This window comes from Allotamlana fucoidanivorans (assembly GCF_045788535.1).
GTDB classification, from domain to species: domain Bacteria; phylum Bacteroidota; class Bacteroidia; order Flavobacteriales; family Flavobacteriaceae; genus Allotamlana; species Allotamlana fucoidanivorans.
In genome coordinates this window covers 2445921-2469285 of record NZ_CP074074.1, presented here as the reverse complement: position 1 = coordinate 2469285, position 23365 = coordinate 2445921, and the positions used below count along the sequence as shown (strand labels likewise).

The window sequence follows — 23365 nt, the reverse complement described above, 5'->3', positions numbered from 1 at the left end:
ATACCTAAACTTTAAAAGTCAGAACCATATAGCTTAGGATTAGCAATAATCTCACTATTAGGAAGTGGCCAATACGCATGTGAATCAGGATTGTAGTTTTGAGAGGCCTCTACAAACTCATTCCAAGCTTCATCAATATTTGGGTCACCTGGAGTAAGTTCTTCTACAATAGAGGCCCATCGTGTTACATTTCTACCATCTTCTAGCGTAATAGGATAATGTAATGCATGGTATCTTCTTTTTGATAGTTCTTCAAAACGTTGTTTTTTAACACCCCATCTTCTCAAATCAATATTTCTCATACCTCCGTAACCTTCACAAGATAATTCTAGAGGATACTCTTTGTATCTTAAATGCTCCATTAAACTTGCTGCATCATAAACAATATTATCATGATCATTTTGTGGAAACTCTCCTGAACCATTTGGACCTAATAGTTGTACAGCTGAACGTCTTCTTACCTTATTGATATATAGCAATGCTTCATCTACATTACCCATTTCTATCATACACTCTGCATATTGTAAATAAATTTGAGCTAAACGAATGAGCCTTTCGTTGATTGCTGAACGCGATTTACCCGGAGATATTTCATCCTCGCTTTTCATACCAAGATCCCAATTGGTATGTTTTCTCCAAAATGCCGTCATTCTAACATTAAAATTAGAGGCCTGCCCCGTTTTTGGACTCCCGTAGTATCCTGTATCCTCATCATCAACCAATGCTACAGACCAAGAGGTTCTTAAACTGAATTTTCTAAACGTTTCATTACCATCTTCATCTATTACTTTATTTCTGGCATCTGAAAAATCTATTTGTTCATTTCTATATTCTAAAATTAACCAATTAGCTAGTACACCGCCCCACCAGCCACCTGGACCGCCTGTAAGTAACTTTTGTAATGACGATGTATTTGCAGTATCACGTCCATCCCATGGCCCTAGTTCATTCTTATAGTTCATGGTATAGTTTATTTCTAAAATAGACTCCTCATTAAACTCATCAAGCGTAGTAAAATTGCTTCCAATATTAGGAGCTAAAGAATAACCAAAATCATCAATCACTCTTTTAAAGTATACCGCCGCTTCAGAAAAATTACCAGCATATAAATGAGATTGACCTATTAAAGCAACCGCAGCACCAGCCGTAACTCTACCCAAATCTTTCGGGTCATCCCATGAAAATGGTAAATTCTCGGATGCATATTGTAAATCTTCTAAATAAAAAGTTCTAACTGCTTCTGCAGGGGAAACTGATTGATAAAAATCGGCTTCATTCTCTGGGACAAAATCAAAAATTGGAACAGATCCTTGATTATAAGAGTTATGTAAAATAAAATACATAAAACCTCTAAAAAATCTTGCTTGAGCGTAAACCTCTCTAGCTTCTTCCTCGTCATCTTCGTCTCCAAACGTTCCCATTAACCTTTTAGCCGCTTTTATAACTTGATTAGCTCTAAAAATAGTAACATACAATTGTGCCCATTTTTGGTTTGGAGAAGCATCAGCCTCAGTAAAAATTTGTAAATAATAAGGATTTACATTATTGGGCCTTTGATATCCAGTTCCCCAAGCTATGTCAGACCGTAACATTTCATCAATCAATTTATAATTATTTCCCGATGCAAATGCTTTATAGGTTGCTATAATACCCTTATCTAAATCTCCTAAATTTCTCCAAAATGTGCCCGTAGAAATTTGATTAGGATTAGTTTGCTCCAAAAACTCTTCTTCCTTACAGCCAAATAGAGCCATAGAGAATACCAATACGGCTATGGCAGCTATCTTGGCATGGTATGGTTTTAATATATATTTCATTGTCTTATTTTTTTTGATTAACATAATTTACTGATAACATGATACTTACTTCTTCAAATTTAATTGTTTTTCTCATACACTTAACATTAAAAGATTAGAAGTCAATCTGTAATCCAAGTCTAAATTGGTTACTCACGGGATAAGTCCCTTTATCGATACCTCTTGTACTAATACCGTTATTCCCAACCTCTGGATCAAACCCATCGTACTTTGTGAATGTTAAAGGGTTCTGAGCTGCAGCATAAATTCTAAATCGAGATACATTTATCTTTTCCGTAAGCTTTTTAGGTATAGTATACCCTAAGGCTATATTTCTCAATCTTATAAAAGATCCATCTTCTAACCAATAATCAGTAAAACCTCTAAAATTGTTATGATTAGGCCCTCTATTTACTGGAACTGGAGAATTATCATTTTGAGGTGCCCAAGCGTAAGCTAAATCTTTATGGTTTCTACTTTTATACGCTAAGGCTTTATTTCCATTAAGTATTTCGGCTCCTGAAGATGCATACCAAGACATAGAAAAATCGAAATTTTTAAAATATGCAGCAAAATTAAGTCCCATCTCAAATTCCGGAACCCCACTACCTACATACTGCCTATCATTAACATCTAAAACACCATCACCTGCATCTGGCACACCATCACCATCTGTATCAACCGTTAAAGCATCAACGTATCTTAAATCACCGAGCTTAGCATTAGGATCCAGCTGCTGGTACTCTGCTAATTCTTCATCGTTTGTAATCACTCCATTTGTCTTTATAAGAAAAAATGCACCAGCCTCATAACCTTCTGCTAATGCAGAAGTTAAGTCTTGATCATTATCGTGTCCTGAAATACTACTATCATCAAAATAGATTATCTTATTTGAACCTGACATGCTTGTCACTCTATTTTTATTTTTAGTAAACGTTAATCCTGCATTCCAGCTAAATTTACCTGCTTGTTTATAATTTAAAGCGTACTCAATACCTTGGTTAGTCATGTCACCTACGTTTAGAGTCACCTCTGCATTATTCCCTCCTCCAGCTGTTGGCGGAAGTAAAACTGGAAACAACATGTCTTTTTTCTCCGTTCTATAATAATCGGCCGAAAGTGTTAATTTGTTTTTAAACATACCTAAGTCAAATCCAAAGTTGGTAGATACTGAGGTTTCCCATTTTACATTAGGATTTGCAAATCCTGTCTGAATCGCCCCAAGTTTTAAATTTTCATTATCACCTTGACCTAGAGCATAATCATTATCTAGTGTAATAACTGCAAAAGCAGAATATGGGTCAATACCTTGATTTCCAATAGACCCAACACCACCTCTAATTTTAAAGGAGTTAGCTACAGACCTTAAAGGATCCCATAGCTTTTCATCAGACACATTCCAAGCGGCTGAAGCTCCTGGGAAAACCCCCCAATAGTTGGCAGGAAATACAGAAGAACCATCTCTACGTACACTAGCACTAAGCATATATTTACCTTTGTAATTATATTGAACTCTTCCAAGCATACCTATAAGTGTCTGCTCATAGTCTTGTCCCCATCTTCCTGTTCCAGATCCTGCATTTGGGTCAGAGGTTGCGCCATTCAATACAGTAATATCATTACTTAGAATATCACTACGTTCCCCAAAAAATGATGAATAATTGAACTTTTCAGCGGTATAAGCAGCCGTAATATTAATATTATGGTGACCAAAACTTTTTTGGTAGTTAAGAATATTTTCTAATGTTTGTCTTTTTCTTAGAGAACTTTCATTTCTAATTCTTGAACGTTGACTTGGTACCTCATCTCCATTAATATCTACCGCCACAAATTTGGGATTAATTAAACGTCTTGTTCTATTCTCATAACTTGCAGATGCTCTAACCGTGTACTTTAAATCCTTAGTAAAATTATAATCTGCAATTAAGCTCCCGTCAAAATACTGCGTTTCTGCATTATCCTTTTGAAGAAATTTATACCCTAAGTAAGATATGTTAGCAGCAGCACTACCTTCATCAGCCTCATCAATAGCTTCTTGATTCGGATCAATAGCTTGTCCTGAAGCAGGGTATCTAATGGCGTCTAACATTAAACCCCAAGGAGCACTATCTTGATCATCTATTCTAAACGATAATCCTGTTGCAATTCGCCATTTCCCTTTTTTGTATTCTGTATTTGATCGAACATTAAATCTATCTAATTTGGATTTAATGATAACCCCTTCTTGACTAAAGAAGTTTCCATTAACACTATAGGTTAAACCATTACTACCTCCAGAAACTCGTAAATTATAGTTTTGTATTGGTGCTTGATCATTTGTAATTGTTTCAACTAAGTTGGTGTTATTGGTCAACAAATAAGGATTTCTCTCAACCGAGGTCCAAGTATTACCATAAGTTCTATTATTCAATGCTTGAGACTGCAAAAACAACGTATAAAAATTATCTTCAACAGATAAGGTAGGCGTTCCCGAGGTAATATTTTGAACACCATAGTAACCATTCAACTCAACCTTCATCTGTCCTTGTTTACCTTTCTTTGTAGTAATTAATATTACCCCCGTTGCACCACGCGTACCATAAATAGCCGTAGACGACGCATCTTTAAGAATATCGATAGTTTCTATTTCACTTGGACTTAATCTTGGATCACCTTCAAAGGCAATACCATCTACCACATATAAAGGTCTATTGGCTCCATTAATAGAGGTTAAACCCCGTATTTGGATATTTGACTCAGCTCCTGGAGCCCCAGAACTTGCTGTTACGTTTACCCCTGCCACTTGGCCTTGAAGCGCTGTACCCAAATCAGAGGTGGCTGTTTGTAAGATAGTTTCAGAATCAACACGTGCAACTGCACCTGTAACTTCCTTCTTCTTTTGCGTACCATAACCTACTACAACAACTTCTTCTAACTCAGAGAGATCTTCTTCTAATTGAACGATTATGTTTTTTTGATCAGATACGGTAACATATTTGTCTATGTATCCTAAATAGTTGAATTCTAAAACATCACCTTTGTTAGCGGTTAACGTAAAGTTTCCGTCAAAATCCGTAATAGCACCCTTTGTGGTCCCCCTTACTAAGACAGTAACACCAGCCAAAGGTTCGGTTTCAGATTTTACGGTTCCTGTTATTTCAATGGATTGTCCATACATAGTATTGATGTTTAAACAAAACAATACCAAAAGACACAACTTGAATTGCCATTTCTTAAATGACCATTTTTCAAGGAAATCAATTTTCATATTTAATTAATTTTGGGTTTAGTTAATTTGTTAATTTTTTGTTAAATTATTTAAATCAAGACATAAAAAACACCTCATGATTAGCTTTTTCATGTAAACATTCAAAAGATTTAAATAATAATTACAAAAGAGTTTTCTAAAGATTTAGAAATAAGGTCTTATAAACTTTTAATGTCAAGTTTATTTAAAACAACCTTTACTTAAATTGGAATAATGTGTGGTTTTTTACTTGTCATAATTATTTTAGTTTAGTTATAGATTTTCATTCTGTTGATAAATATATCTAAAATTAAAGTTTAAATATAAAACCTGTTCTAAATATAAACTTGACATGATATTGACAAACACTACAACATACTGATTTTTAATGCTATACATAAAAACAACAATATAACATCTTTAGAGAACCAAAAAATTTGTATCTATTAAAAGTTAATAAAAATCACGTTAAAAAACAGGATAATTCTTTCAAAAAAACAAATTAGATTTAAAATTTCAAGAAATATTCTCCTTATAAAAGCAAAATATTTCGTCTTATTTGCCTTATAAATCATTATTTTTGATGCATGACAGATTCACTGCTAACAGAGAAATATAATCACATTCTTGACGAACAAGTTTTAAATGAAATTGCTGAAATAGGTATTTTTAAAACATTTCAAAAAGATGACATTATTATAGACATTAATCAGCCACTAAAACATATTCCTTTATTGTTAAGTGGTAATATTAAAATTTTGAGAGAAGACGAGCATGGTAACGAATTGCTTATCTATTTTTTAGAAGCTGGTGAAACATGCACCATGTCGCTTACCTGCTGTATGGGAACCACTAAAAGCAAAATTAGAGCTGTGGCCGAACAGAATTCAAGTTTAGTCATGATTCCTGTACAATATATGGAAAAGTGGTTTCATGAAAATGCAAGTTGGAGAAATTTTATTTTGGAAAGCTATCAAACCAGATTTGATGAAATGCTTGAGGCCATAGACAATCTAGCCTTTATAAAAATGCATGAACGTTTACTTAAGTATTTAATTAACAAAACGGTATTACATGGTTCAAATACCATTATAGTTAAACACCAAGATATTGCCATTGATTTAAATACTTCAAGAGTAGTTATATCTAGACTTTTAAAACAACTTGAGAACGAGAATAAAATAAAACTTAGCAGAAATAAAATTGAGATTCTTTAAATTTTAAATAAGAGGTCACTTTTTATTCATACACATTTAACCTATGCACATTTAGCAATAAATGGTCATAGGTAAATATATTTTTTCTCTAAGTAACATATATTACATAACAATCATTACAAGAAAATAACTTTGCACAAAAAAAATTGACTATGGAAGTTCTTTTAAATCCTTGGCCTTGGTATGTATCTGGGCCATTAATAGCCCTTGTCATGGCCTTACTTTTATACTTTGGAAAAACCTTTGGTATGTCCTCCAACCTAAAAACACTTTGCGCTATGGGTGGTGCTGGAAAATTTTCCGATATGTTCAGATTCAAGTGGCGGGATCAAATTTGGAACTTAACTGTACTTGTTGGTGCCATGATTGGTGGTTTTATCGCGGTTAATTATTTATCAAATGATAGTGGAACAGATCTTAACCCAAAAACAGTATTAGAACTTCAAACTATGAATTTTGAAACCCCTGGAGCGAAACTTGTTCCTGATGAAATTTACAGTTTTGATGCGGTAGCCAGCCCTAAAGGTCTTATTTTACTCATTATTGGCGGTTTATTAGTAGGGTTTGGTACAAGATATGCCGACGGATGTACCTCTGGGCATGCTATTACTGGACTAAGCAGTTTACAAAAACCCTCGCTTATTGCTGTTATAGGCTTTTTTATAGGCGGACTTATCATGACGAATTTTATTCTACCATTACTATTTTAGATTATGAAACTATTAAAATATTTACTCGTTGGAATCTTTTTTGGTATTGTTTTAGTAAAATCTGAAGCCGTATCATGGTTTAGAATTTATGAAATGTTCAGATTTCAATCATTTCATATGTACGGCATTATTGGTTCTGCTGTTATTTCTGGTATTATTTTCCTTCAAATCTCAAAACGAGGTTATATAAAAAGCTTTAAAGGAGCGCATATTTTTGTTCCTAAGAAAGAAAATGGATTTGCAAGATTAATTATTGGTGGCACTATTTTTGGCCTTGGCTGGGCATTAATTGGTGCATGTCCTGGCCCTATGTACATTTTACTAGGTGCAGGTGTTTGGAGCATGATTATTGTTATTGCAGCAGCAGTACTAGGTACTTTTATTTACGGCATACTCAAAAATAAACTTCCGCATTAATCATGGATAATATCCAGGTATTAGGTTATATAGGCGCCCTTATAGTTGGTCTTGTTTTAGGCTTAATTGGTGGTGGTGGCTCTATCTTAACCGTGCCCTTGCTTGTATATCTTTTAGGATATAATCCTGTTATAGCCACAGCTTATTCGCTTTTTGTTGTAGGTACTACTTCTTTAGTTGGCACCTATAAAAAGCATAAAAAAGGCCTTGTAGATTTTAAAACAGGTTTAGCCTTTTCTTTTCCATCTTTCGCGGCTGTTTACCTTACTCGTAGATACTTAGTTCCAAATATACCCGAAACGCTATTCTCATTTGAAAACTACACCCTAACCAAAGACATGGGGATCATGATTTTCTTTGCTCTTATTATGGTAATAGCCTCAATATCTATGATAAAAGACAACAAAGAAAAAGTTGTTTATACCATACCGCAGGCTTATTACAAAACCTTTATTCAAGGTTTAATAATTGGTATGATAACTGGTATAATTGGAGCTGGCGGTGGATTTCTGTACGTTCCTGCATTGGTTATTTGGGCCAACATACCTATGAAGAAAGCGGTTGGCACCTCTTTAATTATCGTCACTATTAATTCTCTCATCGGGTTTATTGGCGATGTTCAAACCATAGATATTGAATGGAGTTTTCTTATTATTTTCACACTTATTTCAATAGCAGGAATTATTTTTGGGGTATTCCTATCAAAGTTTATAAGTGGTAAGAAACTAAAAAAAAGCTTTGGCTTTTTTGTTCTCCTAATGGCCAGCTATATAATATACAAAGAACTTAACTAAACTATGTAATATAAGTTACAAAAGAAATCCTGCTCTAATTGTAATTTTGTATGCTCATTTTAGAAAAAGAAATACTCTTTTAAAACAAAAGACAAAAGATAAGATTGCAATGAAAATAGAACAAATTTATACGGGATGTTTAGCTCAAGGAGCCTACTATATTGAATCAAAGGGAGAAGTTGCCATCATTGACCCTTTAAGGGAAACACAACAATATGTTAACAAGGCCAAGGCTGAAGATGCTAAAATTAAATACATTTTTGAGACTCATTTTCACGCTGATTTTGTTTCGGGTCATTTAGATTTGGCCAAAAAAACGGGTGCTACCATTGTATTTGGTCCAAATGCAAAAACAGAGTATGCCATATATAGTGCACACGATAATGAAGAATTTAAATTGGGAGAGATTACCATAAAAGTGCTCCACACCCCAGGACATACCCTAGAGTCTTCTACTTTCCTTGTTATTGACGAAAACGGTAAAGAGCATGCTATCTTTTCTGGAGATACTTTGTTTTTAGGAGATGTGGGCAGACCAGACTTAGCCGTTAAATCAGATCTTTCAAAGGAAGATTTAGCAGGAATGCTTTTTGATTCACTTCGCAACAAAATTATGACTTTGCCTGATGATATAATAGTTTACCCAGCTCATGGTGCTGGTTCCGCCTGTGGAAAAAACCTGAGTAAAGAGACTGTTGGTATTTTAGGAGAGCAAAAAAAGACCAACTATGCGTTAAGATCAGACATGAGCAAAGCCGAATTTGTGAAAGAAGTACTTGACGGTATTGCTCCACCACCCCAGTATTTTGCAAAAAATGCCATGATGAATAAACAAGGGTATGCTAATTTTGAAACCGTTCTTGAACAAGGTAACAAGCCATTATCACCTGAAGCATTTGAATACTTAGCAAATGAAGAAGGTGCTTTAGTGCTAGATGTTAGAACACAACAAGATTTTGTAAAAGGTTACATTCCCAATGCTATTTTTATTGGCTTAAATGGCGGGTTTGCACCTTGGGTGGGCGCCTTAATTTCCGATTTAAAACAACCTATTTTACTTGTTGCCCCAGAAGGAAAAGCACAAGAAGCTATTACAAGATTATCACGTGTTGGTTATGATAATACTTTAGGTTATCTTGAAGGTGGAATTGACGCCTGGAAAGCTGCTGGTAAGGATATTGAAACTATTTCTTCGATTTCAGCCGAAACCCTTGCTCAGCATTTAAAAAATGAAACTATACATATTCTAGATGTTAGGAAAGATGGCGAGTTTAAATCTGAACATTTAGATCATGCCGCTGTTAACCATTTTGCTTTAGATTTTATCAATGCACATATGGGTGACATTGACAAAAACAAAACCTACTATATTCATTGTGCTGGTGGCTACCGCTCAGTTATTGCTGCATCCATTTTAAAGGCCAGAGGATTTGATAATTTAATAGACATTGATGGTGGCTTTGACGCTATGAAGAAGGCAGGGTTACCGACAACAGAATATGTTTGTCCGTCAACATTATAAATATACTACTTATGAAAGCAAATATTCAAGTTCAAAACTTAAAGTGCCATGGATGTGCAACAACCATAAAAAATAAATTAGTGGGCATTGAAGACATTTCTGATTTAAACATAGATGCAGAAACCAAAACGGTTAGTTTCAGCTACTCTAACACAGATACTATTAATGAGGTAAAACAAGTACTAGCTAGTGCTGGTTATCCAGAGGAAGGAGATAAAAATGTACTTACTACTAAAGCAAAATCTTTTGTAAGTTGCGCCATGGGGAAAATGAACGCCTAGTTTTTTAAACTATTTCGGCACTTAAACCAGCTTCCAATAACATAGAACAGCGTGGTTTTAAGTCGTCAAATTCGCCTGTTTTTACCGTACATTTTCCGTTGTAATGTACTATTAGAGAACATTGCTCGGCTTGTTCTGCAGTATGGTCACAGGCATAAATAAGGGTATCAATAACATGATCAAAAGTATTTACATCATCGTTATACAACACAATTTCATTTTGCGTAACTACCTCTTCCTCAAGCAGAAGCTCTTCTGATATTTTTTCTTTTAAACTCATAGCTTTAACTTTTTTATGCAAAAACTTAGACTAAGTTAAAAATTTTAAAGCAACCCAATTATTTCTTTCTAATTTTTCTTCAAATTTTAACAGATGCGTTTCACAAGCCGCTTTGATAGCAGGAATATCATCATTATAAAATCCACTTAATAACAACATGCCTCCTGCATTTAAACAAGATACATAAGTCGCCATATCTTGTAGCAGAATATTTCTGTTGATATTAGCTATTATAATATCATAAGTATGTTCACCCAATACAGAAGCATCACCTTCTATAACCGTGATGTGTTCGCAATGATTTCTATCAACATTTTCAAGACTATTTAGGTAGCACCAGTTATCATAATCAACCGCATCAATAGGTTTTGCTCCTTTCATTTCAGCTAAAATAGCCAAAACTCCAGTACCACATCCCATATCTAAAACAGATTTTCCTTTAAAGTCATTCTTTAAAATATGTTGAATCATCATATGTGTGGTTTCATGATGACCTGTACCAAAACTCATTTTGGGTTCAATGACAATATCATATGGAGTATTAAACTTGTCATGAAAAGGCGCTCTCACAGCACAAATATCATCCACAACTATTGGATTAAAATTTTTCTCCCATTCAGCATTCCAATTGGTTTGCTCAATTTCATTGAAAGAATACGTTATAATAAACTCCTCGGAATTTAAAATTTGAATGTCATCCAAAATACTATTATGCCATTCCTCTTTTTGAATATAAGCCGTTACCCCATGTGGCGTTTCCACAAAGCTTTCAAAACCAGCATACCCTAACTCTGCAATTAGGATTTCCACTCCTGGTTGTTCGGGCGATACTTCAAATTCGTATCCTATATAAATGATATTTGACATTTTTATTTTTTTTTAGTAAAAGGCTAACCCAGAAATAATAACTTTTTCGAGAATCAGAAACACATCGCATTAAAAAACGTAACCCCTATGAAATATAGAGGTTACACTTAAATACTTTATTCTGATTTAATTAAAATGCATTTACAATGGCATAAAAATCTTCAGCATTAAGTGACGCACCGCCTATTAGACCACCATCAACATCTGGTTTAGAGAAAATTTCATTAGCATTCGCTGGCTTTACGCTACCTCCATAAAGAACAGAAACGCTATTGGCTACAGCATCACCATATTTATCAGCTAATGTTTTTCTAATAAAAGCATGCATATCTTGAGCTTGCTCAGGGCTGGCTGTTTCACCAGTTCCAATAGCCCAAACAGGTTCGTACGCCAAAACGATGTTTTTAAACGCTTCTGCTTCTAAATGAAATAAAGCATTTTTAATTTGATTTCCTACAACAGTTTCTTCATTACCAGCCTTTCTATCTGCTAATTCTTCTCCAAAACAAAAAATTACGCGCATATCATTTGCTAAAGCTGCATCAACTTTTTTAGCTAATAACTCATCGGTTTCATTAAAATACTCTCTACGCTCACTGTGCCCTAAAATAACAGTATTTATGCCAATACTTTTTAACATGCTAGCACTGATTTCACCGGTGTAAGCACCACTTTCAGCAAAATGCATATTCTGAGCGATAACCTCAATATCTGTTCCCATTAAGCTTTTATTTGCTTGCCATAAATTAGTTGCTGTTGGCGCTACCATGACCTCTGCATTTGATGTTTTGGTTTGTCCTTTTAAGCTTGTAATTAATGCCTCGGTTTGTGATAAATCATTGTTCATCTTCCAGTTTCCAGCTACGATTTGTTTTCTCATTTTTGTTATTTTACCTCCCAACCGGAAGGATTATTTATTAATAGTTACTTCTAAATTTATTGCAAATGTAATTATAAAAGGGCTTCCGTAATCTGATTATTATCAGCTTCTACCGCTTTAAACAATTTTATATTTCCTTCTGAATCTACCACCATATACCTAGGAATCCAATCAATATTCACAAAATCACCAAAGGCACTTTTTTTACCATTTGGCAAATAATAGTGTTCTCCTTGAATACGATACTTTTTGATACCACGTTTCCAGGCATCTTGTCCTCTATCTAAAGACAAAAACAAATAAACCGCTTCAGGATGTGCTTCTTGCAGGGCTCTTACTTTAGGCATACCTTTAATACAATCTCCACACCACGATGCCCAAATGTCTATAATGATTAATTTTCCTTGGTGCTGATTTAAAACCTCTTTAAACACTACAGTATCACCTTCTAAATTAACAAAAGTATCATTTAGAGCTGCTTCAGAAAATTTTGTTTTATCCTGTGATTCACAGTTTGAAAAGCTTAATAAAGCCAACAGTAAGTAAATTACTTTCCTCATATAGTTTTTCTTTTAATTTATTAAGATTAGTCGGTAAGTATTCAAATCATTACTCCAATTTCACCTTAGGATCTAACCATGCATAAATTAAGTCTACAAAAATATTGATAATTATAAACAATATGGCAATAATTAACACAGAACCCATAATTACAGGCAGGTCTAGCGTATTTAAGGCATTTACAATTTCTTTCCCTAAGCCATTCCATCCAAAAATATACTCCACAAAAACAGCTCCAGCTAGCATACTTGCAAACCAACCTGAAATAGCTGTAACCACAGGGTTTAAAGCATTTTTTACAGCATGTTTCTTTATTATTTGAAACTCACTTAATCCTTTTGCTCTAGCAGTTCTAATAAAATCTTGATTAAAAACTTCAAGTAAAGAATTACGCATAAGCTGAATGACTACTGCCAAAGGACGAATACCTAAAACAATAGCGGGTAAAATAAGATTCTTCCACCTAATATGAATGGCTTCACCAAAATCATCGAGCTCATACAAACTCCCTGTCATTTCTAAATTGGTATAGGCATGCAAAACATAACCAAAGACCCATGCAAATAAAATAGCACTAAAAAACGATGGCACACTCATGCCTAAAGTGCTTAATATTTGAATGGTTTTATCTAACCAAGTATCTTTATAAAGCGCGGAAAAAATTCCTAAAAAAATTCCTAAAACTATAGCTATCACTATTGCTGATACCGCTAAAACAAATGTATTGGGCAGGGTTTCTGCTAAAACTTCGCTCACTCTTTTGCCTTGCTTTGCAAATGATTCTCTTAGGTAAGGCAACTTTACGGCTACAATTATATTTCCTACACTAAAAAGTTGTTTGGCATTATATTTTCCAGTCTGCAAATTGGTATAATGACCAGCCGTTTTAGAGTGCAATGAAAGTGGAGACAAATCATTTAAATAATACACATATTGGGTAGTGATGGGTTTATCAAACCCATATTTTTTCTTTACTGCTAACAACTGCTCACTATCCTCATTCTGTCCGAGCATCATTTGGGCTGGGTCTCCTGGCAGTACATTAAATAAAAAGAATATCACAGTGACTACCCCAAACAATGTGAGTAGTGCATATCCTATTTTATTTATAATATAGTTTATCAGTTTGTCTTACAATTAATAATCATTCAACATCTTTTAATAACTCCATAAGCCATGGATTATCTTTTTCCTGTGTTTTAATGTCACTTAAGGTAAAAGCCTCAAACTTAAAATTACTTCCAAATAATTTTTTGCCATTTTGTTCCACAGTACTTTTAAAACCAGCAACGAAACGTAACGAATCAACAAGCGACACATTTTTTATTGGCCAAATAATGTTTGTTGGAGCACTATTTTGATTTAACACTGTACCTTGAGTGCCATAGATTTGCTCCTTTCCAATACTCATTAAATAGCGATCTTTTGCCATTGCAAACTTGACAAAATCTAACTGACCCATTTTTGCAGCTTTTTCAAGGGTAGGTAAATAATCTTCAATTTTATTAGAATGTTGTATAACATAAAAGGCAACTGAACTTGTTTTATCTCCCACTAATGTTTTGCCTGGATAACCAAATTCTTTTATAATTTTTTCAACGTCAATCAAATTTAAACTATCTAATTCCGATTGCTCTTTAAAATTCTTATCATAGTTTTCCCAAGTGTCTCGATACTTCTGATCAAGGCTAAAAATGGTATCTAATTTGCTCTTTAGTTTTAAATTTGAAAAAGTTGCAGGCAACTCTAAGGTTTCTATATCATTCCAATGTACCTTTTGTTTTACGGTTCCTTTATCAAGCACCAAAACACCAGGATTAGAACGCACCACCGTTTTAAGTGCTTTTTCGTCACATAAATACCAAGAAAAATCTAAATTATAAGCTTCATTAATACGCTGTTTTGCTTCAGCTCCCGAGGCTGTTAAACCAATAATGCTATAGCCCATTTTTAAGGCATCATCTTGAAGGTTCTTCAACTTTAACGCTCCATTCTTTTCAATTTTATCCAAATTATAGGATATCACAAGAATAACATGCTCTTGACTTAGAAAATATTCTGTTAAATCTTCATCATCAAATTCAATAGAAAAATCAACTACTGGTGGGGTATAACCTTCCTCGATAACTTTAGTATCAACAGATACAAAATCGCCTTCAACGGAAGGGTAAGAACCATCTGTTACAATGTCTTGTTCCTTTCCATTCACATTAAACGTCCAAGTATATTCCAAAACAGGCTTTGCAGCATCTTCTGGAACTTTCATGCCCTCGGCAATATTAGCACCTATTTTATAAGCTCTAAAATCAATCCACGGTAAATGTTCTAAAACATGATAACCAAACCATAAGCTTACAATAAAACTTAACAATGCCAAAGAGGTAGTTTGTAATTTACCAAAAACAGGCTGGATATATTTTACACCTACAAACAAGATTAAAATAAAAACCAAGAGCACCACATCTTTGGTAAAGCTTTCCCATGGTGTAAGTTTTAAAGCATCACCAAAACAACCACAATCTTTTACCTTATCAAAATAAGCAGAATAGAACGTGAGAAACGTAAAAAAAAGAATCATAAGCAATAAGCTCCAAACTGTAAATTTGGGTTTATAACCTACGAGTAAAAAAGCGCCTAGAACAACTTCAAAAACCACAACTAAAACAGAAATACCCAACGCATAAGGCTCTAAAAACGGAATATTTAAAACATCTGGACTAAAATACTCTTGTAGCTTATAGGAAAACCCCAGCGGATCATTAAGTTTAATAAACCCAGATATAATAAACAATACACCAACAAATAGTCTTGAAACGGCTACTAATACCTTCATACCTCCTCTTCGTTTAAGTGAATCATAGCAAAAACAGCATAATTAATCATATCTTGATAGTTGGCCTCAATGCCTTCACTCACTAATGTTTTACCCTGGTTATTTTCAATTTCTTTAACGCGCAATAACTTTTGTAAAATCAAATCAGTAAGACTACTCACGCGCATTTCACGCCAGGCCTCACCATAATCATGGTTTTTATCTTCCATGAGTTTTTTGGTAATTCCTGCCTTTTCTGTATATAAGGTCATCGCTTCTTCGGTAGACATATCTGGCTGATTAACCACACCTTTATCTATTTGAATTAAGGCCATAATACAATAGTTAATTATACCTATAAACTCACTTTGTTGTCCTTCATCTACTTTTCTTACCGCATTTTCCTGAAGCCCTCTTATACGTTGTGCTTTAATAAAAATTTGATCGGTTAAAGATGGCAATCTAAGTATTCTCCAAGCGCTTCCATAATCACTCATTTTATTTCTAAATAAACTTTTACAAGTGTCTATGACGGCGTCATATTGTTTTGAAGTATCTTGCATGAATCAATTGAATTTTGCGTAAATTTCGCATAAATTATTAGAATGTTCAAGGTTTATGGTTTAAAGTTTTAAACGATATACAAACACCTTTAAATACAACTGAATGACTCTTAATTGCAAAGGAAAACTCATTGACTTATCTACCCCTAAGGTGATGGGTATTTTAAATATTACCCCCGATTCTTTTTATGATGGCGGTCAATTTAAAAAAGAAAATGAGATTTTACGTCATGTTGAAAACATGCTTAATCATGGTGCTAGTTTTATTGATGTTGGTGCTTATAGTTCAAGACCTAATGCCAAACATGTAAGCCAAGATGAAGAACTAAAACGCATCCTGCCCATTGTACAATGTCTTTTAAAAGAATTTCCTGAGGTATTATTATCAATAGACACCTTTAGAAGCGAGGTTGCTAAACAATGTGTTGTGGCAGGCGCAGCTATAATAAATGATATTTCGGCAGGAAAGCTAGATGACCAGATGTTAACTACGGTAGCCAGCTTGCAAGTACCTTATATTATGATGCACATGAAAGGTACACCTCAAAATATGCAAGAACAAACGCAGTATGATGATTTAATTAAAGATATGCTGTTTTATTTTTCAGAACGCCTCAACGCTGCAACAGCAGCAGGGATTATAGACCTCGTTATTGATCCTGGTTTTGGGTTTTCAAAAACCTTAAACCAAAATTTTGAGCTACTTAATAAACTAGACCTCTTAAACATTACTGAACGCCCCCTGTTAGTTGGGGTTTCTAGAAAATCTATGATTTACAAAACCTTAAAAGTTTCTGCAAAAGAAGCGCTTAATGGCACTACCGTTTTAAACACTTTAGCCTTACAAAAAGGCGCATCTATTTTGCGGGTTCATGACGTAAAAGAAGCTATAGAATGTGTAAAACTCTTTGAAACACTTCATGATGATTAGAAAAATAACAAAAAACTTAACCATTAGTGGTTTGCTCTCACTTTTATTTATGGCCTGCGGAAAAGATAAAGTGGTTCTATTGCCAGAAATAAATCAGGCTAAAACAACCCAAATACAAGACGTTTCTGCGGCGTACTTATTTTATGACGAATCCCAACCTGATAGTGTTGAACTTAACAGGCGTAACCTTATCAGCACTACAAATTGGCTCATCAATGTTGACAAACGCTTATCTTTAAATCAAGCCATACCTCATATTAAATTTCTTCAGGAGAAAAAGTCCAAATCTTCTCATAAAAATGAGCTTGCAAAAAATTATTTTACTTGTAATGATCTGATTATTAAAAATCTAGGTTTTCTGGAATTTACTAATATTAATTACGTTATAAATACTCTAAATAAGAGTACCACTCAAGTTTCTAAAAACATAAAGCCTATAAATTTTGATGCCAATGGCGATATTTTTATTCTTAACCCCAATGCGAAACCTTTTGTAACCCTTTCAAATAAAGCTACCCTTATAGAAGACCTTAAGCGCATTGATTCTACGGGTTTTGTGTGGTCCTTACGGTTTGATAAAAAACTATCATTTCAAGAGTACATCTCTTATAAAGCACTTATAGAAAAGGCTCAAATACAAAACGCTTCAATATCAAATGAAGAGTTTATTGATGATTAACCATATTTTATTAAATTTACCAAAACCCCACACCTTTGGATATTTTTAAAGACCTTTTAAAATTTACCGTTGTTGACGTTATTGACGTTATTCTAGTAGCCTTATTGCTGTACTATGTTTATCGGTTAATTAAAGGCACCGTAGCCATAAACATATTTATAGGCATTATTATTATTTATGTAGCCTGGCAGGTAACCAGTTTCTTAAACATGGAGTTATTATCTGGTATTTTTGGTGGGTTTATGAAGGTTGGAATCATTGCTTTAATTGTTATTTTTCAGCCTGAAATCAGGAAATTTTTACTCATGGTTGGATCCTCAAACATTGGTAGCAAAGGACATATTTTAAAGTCCTTTAAATTTTTAAAAACCGAAGTTTCAAATACAACCGATGTAGACGCTATTGTTACTGCCTGCAGCAAAATGTCTATGAGCAAAACAGGTGCTATTATTGTTTTTGAACGCAATAACAATCTTGATTTTCTATCGGAATCAGGAGACGAAATGAATATAAAAGTTACCCAACCCATTATAGAAAGTATATTCTTTAAAAATAGTCCGCTGCATGATGGCGCCATTATAGTAAGTAATAATATTGTTAAAGCCACACGGGTGATTCTTCCTGTTAATAACGAAAAAAATATTCCGCAGCGTTTTGGTTTAAGACATAGAGCAGCCATTGGAGTAACGGAAAAAACAGATGCCTTAGCGTTGGTGGTTAGTGAAGAAACGGGACACATGTCTTATTTTAAAGATGGAGAGTTCGTGGTTTTTGAAGATGCTGCCGAACTAAGCGATATGATTAAAAAAGACTTAAGCTAATATGTTATGCTTCAACTGCAAAACAAAACTTATTGAAAACGCTAAATATTGTTATTGCTGTGGTGAAAAAGCGACGCAAGAACGCTTAACTTTAAAGCGCCTTTTTCAATTGTATATTCAAACTTTTCTGAATTTAGACAATCTATTTTTTAAAACATTTCTATCACTTTTCTATACACCTGAAGATGTTATTAATTCATATATAAAGGGGATTAGAAAAAAATACATTAATGTGATTGGCTATTTTGCACTAGCTTTGACTTTTACGGGGTTAGAGCTTTTTATATTAAACAATTACTTTCCTGAGTTTTCAGATTTATCTAAAACAGCCACAAGAGAAACGGCTCATTTATCAAATCAAATTGTAAAAAGCCTTCAAAGTCATCAAACGCTGGTCCTTATTTGCCTAATACCTATTTTTACTGGCATAACAAGACTTGTCTTTAGAAAAAACAAAACATATAATTATACCGAATTATTGGTAGCTCACATTTATATTTTTGCGCATACTACATTAATCACCGTTGTGATTTCCATATTTGCAGCACTAATTAATCTTAGTATGGTAAATATTGGATGGGGATTACTCGTTTTTAAAACACTCTATCTTGGCTTTGTTTTAAAACGTATTTACAACAAAAGCTTCAAGTCAATGGCCTTAAAACTATTAAGTATTTCTTTACTCATTGTTATTATTTATTACTTGACCATCTTTGTAACAATAAGTTTTATCTATTTTGTTTTTGGAGAGACCTACCTTGAAAACCTTATTCACCAATAATACTATTTCTAAATAATTAGGCTACTTCTTCTTGTAAAAACTGAACCTCGTACAGATTTTTATAGTACCCGTTTTCTTTTTTCAGCAATTCTTCATGTGTGCCTTGCTCTACAATGGTACCTGAATCCATCACAATAATTTTATCAGCTTTCTTAACGGTAGCCAAACGATGCGCAATAACAATTGAAGTTCTGCCTTTAGTAATTTTATCTGTAGCGTTCTGAATAAGCTGTTCTGAATAGGAATCTACAGAAGAGGTGGCTTCATCTAAAACCAATATACTCGGATTTGTGACATAGGCTCTTAAAAAAGAGATTAACTGGCGTTGGCCAGAAGACAGCATAACACCGCGTTCTTTAACATTGTATTGATAGCCGTTTGGTAAGGTCATGATAAAATCATGTATACCAATAGCTTTAGCCGCCTGATACACCTGCTCTTCAGTAATTTCTGGATGATTAAGGGTGATGTTATTAAATATTGTATCTGCAAACAAGAAAACATCCTGTAACACTACTGCTATCTGGGTTCTTAATGATGCCAGAGTAACCTGCTCAATATTAATACCATCAACAGCAATAACCCCCTCGTTTATTTCGTAAAACCGATTTAAAAGATTAATGATCGTTGATTTTCCTGCGCCAGTAGCGCCTACAATCGCTGCAGTTTCCCCTGCTTTAACATGAAATGAAATACCTTTTAAAACGGGTTCATCTTCAACATAGTTGAAATATACATTTTCAAAAGAAATATCTCCCTTAAAATGCTCGGCCACATAAGTGCCATGATCATCAATTTGAGAAGTCGTATCAATAACTTTAAACACCCGTTTAGCCGCTACCATGCCCATTTGTAGTGTATTAAATTTATCTGCTATTTGACGCAAAGGCCTAAATAACATAGGGATAAACATAATAAAAGACACCAAGACGCCTTGCGTAACAGTACCGTCTAATACAACCCGTAAACCACCATACCACGCTACCAAACCTATGGTTATTGATGCTGATAAATCTGCTAGCGGAAAAAATATGGAGTTATACCAAACTGTTTTAAGCCAACCTTTTTTATGACGTTCATTAATCGCTTTAAAGTTTTCAATTTCTACAGATTCTCTTGTAAACAGTTGTAAAATTTTCATTCCCGTTAAACGCTCCTGCACAAATGAATTGAGGTTAGATACTTCAGTTCTTACTTCTTCAAAAGCCTTCTTCATATATTTTTGAAATACCCGAGTAGCATAGAGTAAAATAGGTAGCATTAAGAATACAATTAAGCTTAGCCTAACATTAGTATATACCATAACCCCAAACACAACCGACATAGTTAACAGGTCTCTAATAATCATAAAAAGCCCTTGCCCAAAAATATCTGCAATACGCTCCATATCTGTTACGGCTCTAGTGATTAGAACACCTACAGAGGAGTTATCATAATACTGCATTTTAAATTTGAGCAGGTGATTAAAGAGCTTAACCCTAACATCCATGACTAAATTTTGGCCTAACCACGACGCGTAATAAATAAATAGTAGCTGAAAAACTGTTTGAAGCAACAAAACAGCAAGCATAATAACAATATAAAAAAGAAAGTATTGTGCCTCTTTTTTGGTAATACTCTCATCTATAGCATATTGCGTTATTTTTGGCGTAGCCACACCAAAAACAGCCAATAAAATGACCAAAACAACTAATCCTACAAAGATTAACTTATAAGGTTTTATGTATTCAAAAAGTCGTTTAAAAAGGTCAAAATCGAAAATACTTTCCTTTATCTTACTCATTTATATTTTTATATCTTTTGGATATTCAATATCTGTTAAATACAAACCATGAGCGGGTACTGAAAAACCAGCCTCACTCCTATTTTTAGATTTAATGATATCATGTAAATCATCAGCTTCTAACTTACCAAGCCCAATATTAATCATAGTGCCTACAATAGCTCTCACCATATTTCGTAAAAACCTATTAGCTTTTACTACAAAATGAAGCTCATCTTCTTTAAAAAACCACTTTGCATGCATGATATCACAATAATACGTTTTTACATCGGTATTACTTTTTGAAAAGCATTGAAAATCTTTATACTGAAATAAAATTTTAGAGGCTGCATTCATTTTATTAACGTCAAGCGCTTGCTTTACATAATAACTTTGATTCACATTAAACACGTTCTTTTTTAAATGTATACGGTATAAATATGCTCTACTTAAAGCATCAAAACGTGCATGCACCTCAGGTTTTACAGGAAATATATCATGAATGGCTACATCTGCCGGTAAAAATGAATTTAACTTATAAATTAAGTTTTGCTTATCAACAGTAGCTTCAGTATCAAAATGTGCATACATCTGGGCAGCATGTACACCGGTATCTGTTCTTCCCGCCCCTACAATGGTTGTTGGTTTTCTAAGTAACGTACTAAGTGCTTTTTCTACAACTTCTTGTACTGATATGGCATTAGGTTGATTTTGCCAACCATGATATGATGTTCCGTTATACGAAAGTTCTATAAAATACCTCAACGTAATTTAATACTTTTGCGAAAGCACAAAGATAGGTAGATTTGTGTTCCTTAAGAAACCTTTATTGAGATTCAAACCATTATATGACTAAAATACTCCTACTATCTGATACCCACGGATATATTGACCATGATATTCTTAAATACGTAAAACAAGTTGATGAAGTTTGGCATGCAGGTGATATAGGCGATTTAAGAGTAACCGACGCTATAAAAAGCCTTAAACCTATAAAAGGGGTTTACGGCAATATTGATAATAGTAAGGTTAGAGTAGAGTTTCCTGAACACAATCGGTTTATGTGTGAAGATGTTGATGTTTGGATGACGCATATTGGTGGTTATCCTCCAAAATACAATGCAACTATTAAGGAGGCTATTCAAAAAAATCCGCCAAGACTATTCATTTGTGGGCATTCTCACATCCTAAAAGTTATGCCCGATAAAAAATTAAACCTTATACATATGAATCCTGGTGCAGTTGGCAAATACGGATTTCATAAAGTGAGAACTATGCTTCGCTTCACCATTCATGGGAAACAAATTGATGATTTAGAAGTTATTGAGTTCCCAGAAAGATATCCTAAATAGGATATAGAATCCAATTAACAGTATTTTACCGTTTTAAAACCCGTCTTCCTTATATTTAATTGTAGCTTTGTTGGCTTTATAAACAGAAAACACAATTATGAGTCAAGTAAAAGAGAATGACACTATAAAAGTGCATTACACAGGTAAACTTAGCGATGGTCAAATTTTTGATAGTTCTTTAGCAAGAGAACCTCTAGAGGTAACCTTAGGCCAAGGATTACTCATTCCTGGTTTTGAAAAAGGATTAATCAACATGGAAGTTAACGAGAAAAAAACAATTCAAATTCCTGTTGCTGAAGCCTACGGAGATATTCAAGAAGAATTGTTTTATGATGTTAAGAAAGAACAATTACCACCAGATATGGAACCTGAGGTTGGTATGGCTCTAGCATCAAAAGGTCCTGACGGAAGAGAAGTTCAATTTAGAGTGTCTTCAGTTCATGATGAGCATATTGTTGTAGATGCAAATCATCCTTTAGCCGGACAAGATTTAACATTTGAGTTAGAACTTGTTGAAATAAAATAAGCTGAATAAATAAAAACCCAAAGTTTTCACTTTGGGTTTTAACGCACTAATACTACTAAGATGTTAGGTTTAACGTAATCTATCTACAGATTTTACAAGATCTTCATCCTTCTTGATGGCCTTATTGGCAAGGGCCAGAAATACGATAGAAACAATAGGGAGAAGCATCCCAATACCTTTCTCAGAAACCGCCGTTTCTCCAGATAAATTTAGAGATTGATACACGAAAAATCCTAGTAAAATAAAGTTTAATATGATGTTAAGACGCCCCAACATAAATTGAGACTTCCTATTTTTATATCTAAATATAGCAACTAAGGCAAAAAAAGCCGAGGTTAAAAACGCCGCAAATACGTAATTCACGTCGGCAGCAAATACTTTAACCCGATCTTCAGTCACCCATAATTCAAACACATAAATCAATCCTGCCGATACACCAGCAGCACATAATAAATAGATGGTTTGAATGCGTTGTAACATGTTATTTTTAAAACTAGACCGCAAAAATAGCAGAATAAATGTAAAAAAATAAAATAAAGTTGTATAATTGCAGTAATAATTCTCAACAACCGTATTAACAAGCGGTT

24 protein-coding genes are annotated in these 23365 nt (G+C 33.9%); 12 read left to right on the top strand and 12 right to left on the bottom strand.

The features are described 5' to 3' along the window. Positions 1-11: 11 nt before the first annotated feature. Together KFZ70_RS10890 and KFZ70_RS10885 are read right to left on the bottom strand one after the other, a co-directional pair. Complete coding sequence (locus KFZ70_RS10890) at positions 12-1817, bottom strand: RagB/SusD family nutrient uptake outer membrane protein (RefSeq protein ID WP_199240654.1); 1806 nt, start codon at positions 1815-1817, stop codon at positions 12-14. 94 nt (positions 1818-1911) lie between these two features. Beyond that, positions 1912-5043, bottom strand: a complete 3132-nt coding sequence (locus tag KFZ70_RS10885; RefSeq protein ID WP_139695288.1) for a TonB-dependent receptor — start codon at positions 5041-5043, stop codon at positions 1912-1914. 566 nt (positions 5044-5609) lie between these two features. Here KFZ70_RS10885 and KFZ70_RS10880 point away from each other — a divergent pair. From KFZ70_RS10880 to KFZ70_RS10855, 6 genes are all read left to right on the top strand, one after another. Further along, on the top strand, positions 5610-6239 hold the full coding sequence (locus tag KFZ70_RS10880) for a Crp/Fnr family transcriptional regulator (RefSeq protein ID WP_139695289.1): 630 nt from the start codon (positions 5610-5612) through the stop codon (positions 6237-6239). Positions 6240-6391: 152 nt separating this feature from the next. Next, positions 6392-6949 (top strand): YeeE/YedE family protein, encoded by a 558-nt coding sequence (locus KFZ70_RS10875; RefSeq protein ID WP_139695290.1) that lies wholly within the window; start codon positions 6392-6394, stop codon positions 6947-6949. Between the two features lie 3 nt (positions 6950-6952). Then, on the top strand, positions 6953-7366 hold the full coding sequence (locus tag KFZ70_RS10870) for a DUF6691 family protein (RefSeq protein WP_139695291.1): 414 nt from the start codon (positions 6953-6955) through the stop codon (positions 7364-7366). Positions 7367-7368: 2 nt separating this feature from the next. Then, positions 7369-8160, top strand: coding sequence for a sulfite exporter TauE/SafE family protein (locus KFZ70_RS10865; protein ID WP_139695292.1), 792 nt, complete (start codon positions 7369-7371; stop codon positions 8158-8160). A gap of 109 nt (positions 8161-8269) precedes the next feature. Next, complete coding sequence (locus tag KFZ70_RS10860) at positions 8270-9682, top strand: rhodanese-like domain-containing protein (RefSeq protein ID WP_139695293.1); 1413 nt, start codon at positions 8270-8272, stop codon at positions 9680-9682. A gap of 11 nt (positions 9683-9693) precedes the next feature. After that, positions 9694-9963 (top strand): heavy-metal-associated domain-containing protein, encoded by a 270-nt coding sequence (locus tag KFZ70_RS10855; protein ID WP_139695294.1) that lies wholly within the window; start codon positions 9694-9696, stop codon positions 9961-9963. Positions 9964-9967: 4 nt separating this feature from the next. Here KFZ70_RS10855 and KFZ70_RS10850 read toward each other — a convergent pair whose 3' ends face one another. From KFZ70_RS10850 to KFZ70_RS10820, 7 genes are all read right to left on the bottom strand, one after another. After that, positions 9968-10243: an ATP-dependent Clp protease adaptor ClpS gene (locus KFZ70_RS10850; RefSeq protein WP_139695295.1), complete on the bottom strand. Its 276-nt coding sequence runs from the start codon at positions 10241-10243 to the stop codon at positions 9968-9970. A 30-nt stretch (positions 10244-10273) separates the two neighbouring features. Further along, the gene (prmA, locus tag KFZ70_RS10845) at positions 10274-11110 is read right to left on the bottom strand and encodes a 50S ribosomal protein L11 methyltransferase (protein ID WP_139695296.1); all 837 of its coding nucleotides are present in this window, start codon (positions 11108-11110) and stop codon (positions 10274-10276) included. Positions 11111-11240: 130 nt separating this feature from the next. Further along, positions 11241-11990, bottom strand: coding sequence for a triose-phosphate isomerase (gene tpiA, locus KFZ70_RS10840; protein WP_139695297.1), 750 nt, complete (start codon positions 11988-11990; stop codon positions 11241-11243). A gap of 71 nt (positions 11991-12061) precedes the next feature. Continuing rightward, a complete protein-coding gene (locus KFZ70_RS10835) occupies positions 12062-12550 on the bottom strand; it encodes a TlpA disulfide reductase family protein (protein WP_139695298.1) in 489 nt (162 codons plus the stop codon). Positions 12551-12599: 49 nt separating this feature from the next. Next, the gene (locus KFZ70_RS10830; RefSeq protein WP_407515474.1) at positions 12600-13613 is read right to left on the bottom strand and encodes an ABC transporter permease; all 1014 of its coding nucleotides are present in this window, start codon (positions 13611-13613) and stop codon (positions 12600-12602) included. A gap of 82 nt (positions 13614-13695) precedes the next feature. After that, on the bottom strand, positions 13696-15384 hold the full coding sequence (locus KFZ70_RS10825) for a BT_3928 family protein (RefSeq protein WP_139695300.1): 1689 nt from the start codon (positions 15382-15384) through the stop codon (positions 13696-13698). Next, positions 15381-15926 carry a DUF1599 domain-containing protein gene (locus tag KFZ70_RS10820; protein ID WP_139695301.1) on the bottom strand — a complete coding sequence of 182 codons (546 nt, stop codon included), beginning with the start codon at positions 15924-15926 and terminating at the stop codon, positions 15381-15383. The genes KFZ70_RS10825 and KFZ70_RS10820 overlap by 4 nt, the downstream gene beginning before the upstream one ends. A gap of 103 nt (positions 15927-16029) precedes the next feature. On the opposite strand from KFZ70_RS10820, the gene folP reads away from it, so the two are divergent. The 4 genes from folP to KFZ70_RS10800 are packed head-to-tail and all read left to right on the top strand — an operon-like array spanning position 16030 to position 19138. Continuing rightward, positions 16030-16857: a dihydropteroate synthase gene (gene folP / locus KFZ70_RS10815; RefSeq protein WP_139695302.1), complete on the top strand. Its 828-nt coding sequence runs from the start codon at positions 16030-16032 to the stop codon at positions 16855-16857. Beyond that, on the top strand, positions 16847-17536 hold the full coding sequence (locus KFZ70_RS10810; RefSeq protein WP_139695303.1) for a hypothetical protein: 690 nt from the start codon (positions 16847-16849) through the stop codon (positions 17534-17536). The genes folP and KFZ70_RS10810 overlap by 11 nt, the downstream gene beginning before the upstream one ends. Positions 17537-17571: 35 nt before the next feature. Beyond that, positions 17572-18357, top strand: a complete 786-nt coding sequence (locus KFZ70_RS10805) for a diadenylate cyclase (protein ID WP_139695304.1) — start codon at positions 17572-17574, stop codon at positions 18355-18357. Position 18358: 1 nt separating this feature from the next. Continuing rightward, positions 18359-19138, top strand: a complete 780-nt coding sequence (locus tag KFZ70_RS10800) for a DUF3667 domain-containing protein (RefSeq protein ID WP_139695305.1) — start codon at positions 18359-18361, stop codon at positions 19136-19138. Positions 19139-19154: 16 nt separating this feature from the next. Here the strand turns inward: KFZ70_RS10800 and KFZ70_RS10795 are convergent, their stop codons facing one another. Together KFZ70_RS10795 and truA are read right to left on the bottom strand one after the other, a co-directional pair. After that, positions 19155-20921, bottom strand: a complete 1767-nt coding sequence (locus KFZ70_RS10795; RefSeq protein ID WP_139695306.1) for an ABC transporter ATP-binding protein — start codon at positions 20919-20921, stop codon at positions 19155-19157. Next, the gene (gene truA / locus KFZ70_RS10790) at positions 20922-21665 is read right to left on the bottom strand and encodes a tRNA pseudouridine(38-40) synthase TruA (protein ID WP_139695307.1); all 744 of its coding nucleotides are present in this window, start codon (positions 21663-21665) and stop codon (positions 20922-20924) included. A gap of 83 nt (positions 21666-21748) precedes the next feature. Between truA and KFZ70_RS10785 the strand changes: the two genes are divergently transcribed. Continuing rightward, positions 21749-22252 carry a metallophosphoesterase gene (locus KFZ70_RS10785; RefSeq protein WP_139695308.1) on the top strand — a complete coding sequence of 168 codons (504 nt, stop codon included), beginning with the start codon at positions 21749-21751 and terminating at the stop codon, positions 22250-22252. A gap of 97 nt (positions 22253-22349) precedes the next feature. Continuing rightward, positions 22350-22778, top strand: coding sequence for a peptidylprolyl isomerase (locus tag KFZ70_RS10780; RefSeq protein ID WP_139695309.1), 429 nt, complete (start codon positions 22350-22352; stop codon positions 22776-22778). Positions 22779-22847: 69 nt separating this feature from the next. On the opposite strand, the gene KFZ70_RS10775 is transcribed toward KFZ70_RS10780, so the two are convergent. Further along, positions 22848-23258: a DUF4293 domain-containing protein gene (locus KFZ70_RS10775; protein ID WP_139695310.1), complete on the bottom strand. Its 411-nt coding sequence runs from the start codon at positions 23256-23258 to the stop codon at positions 22848-22850. Positions 23259-23365: the final 107 nt, after the last annotated feature.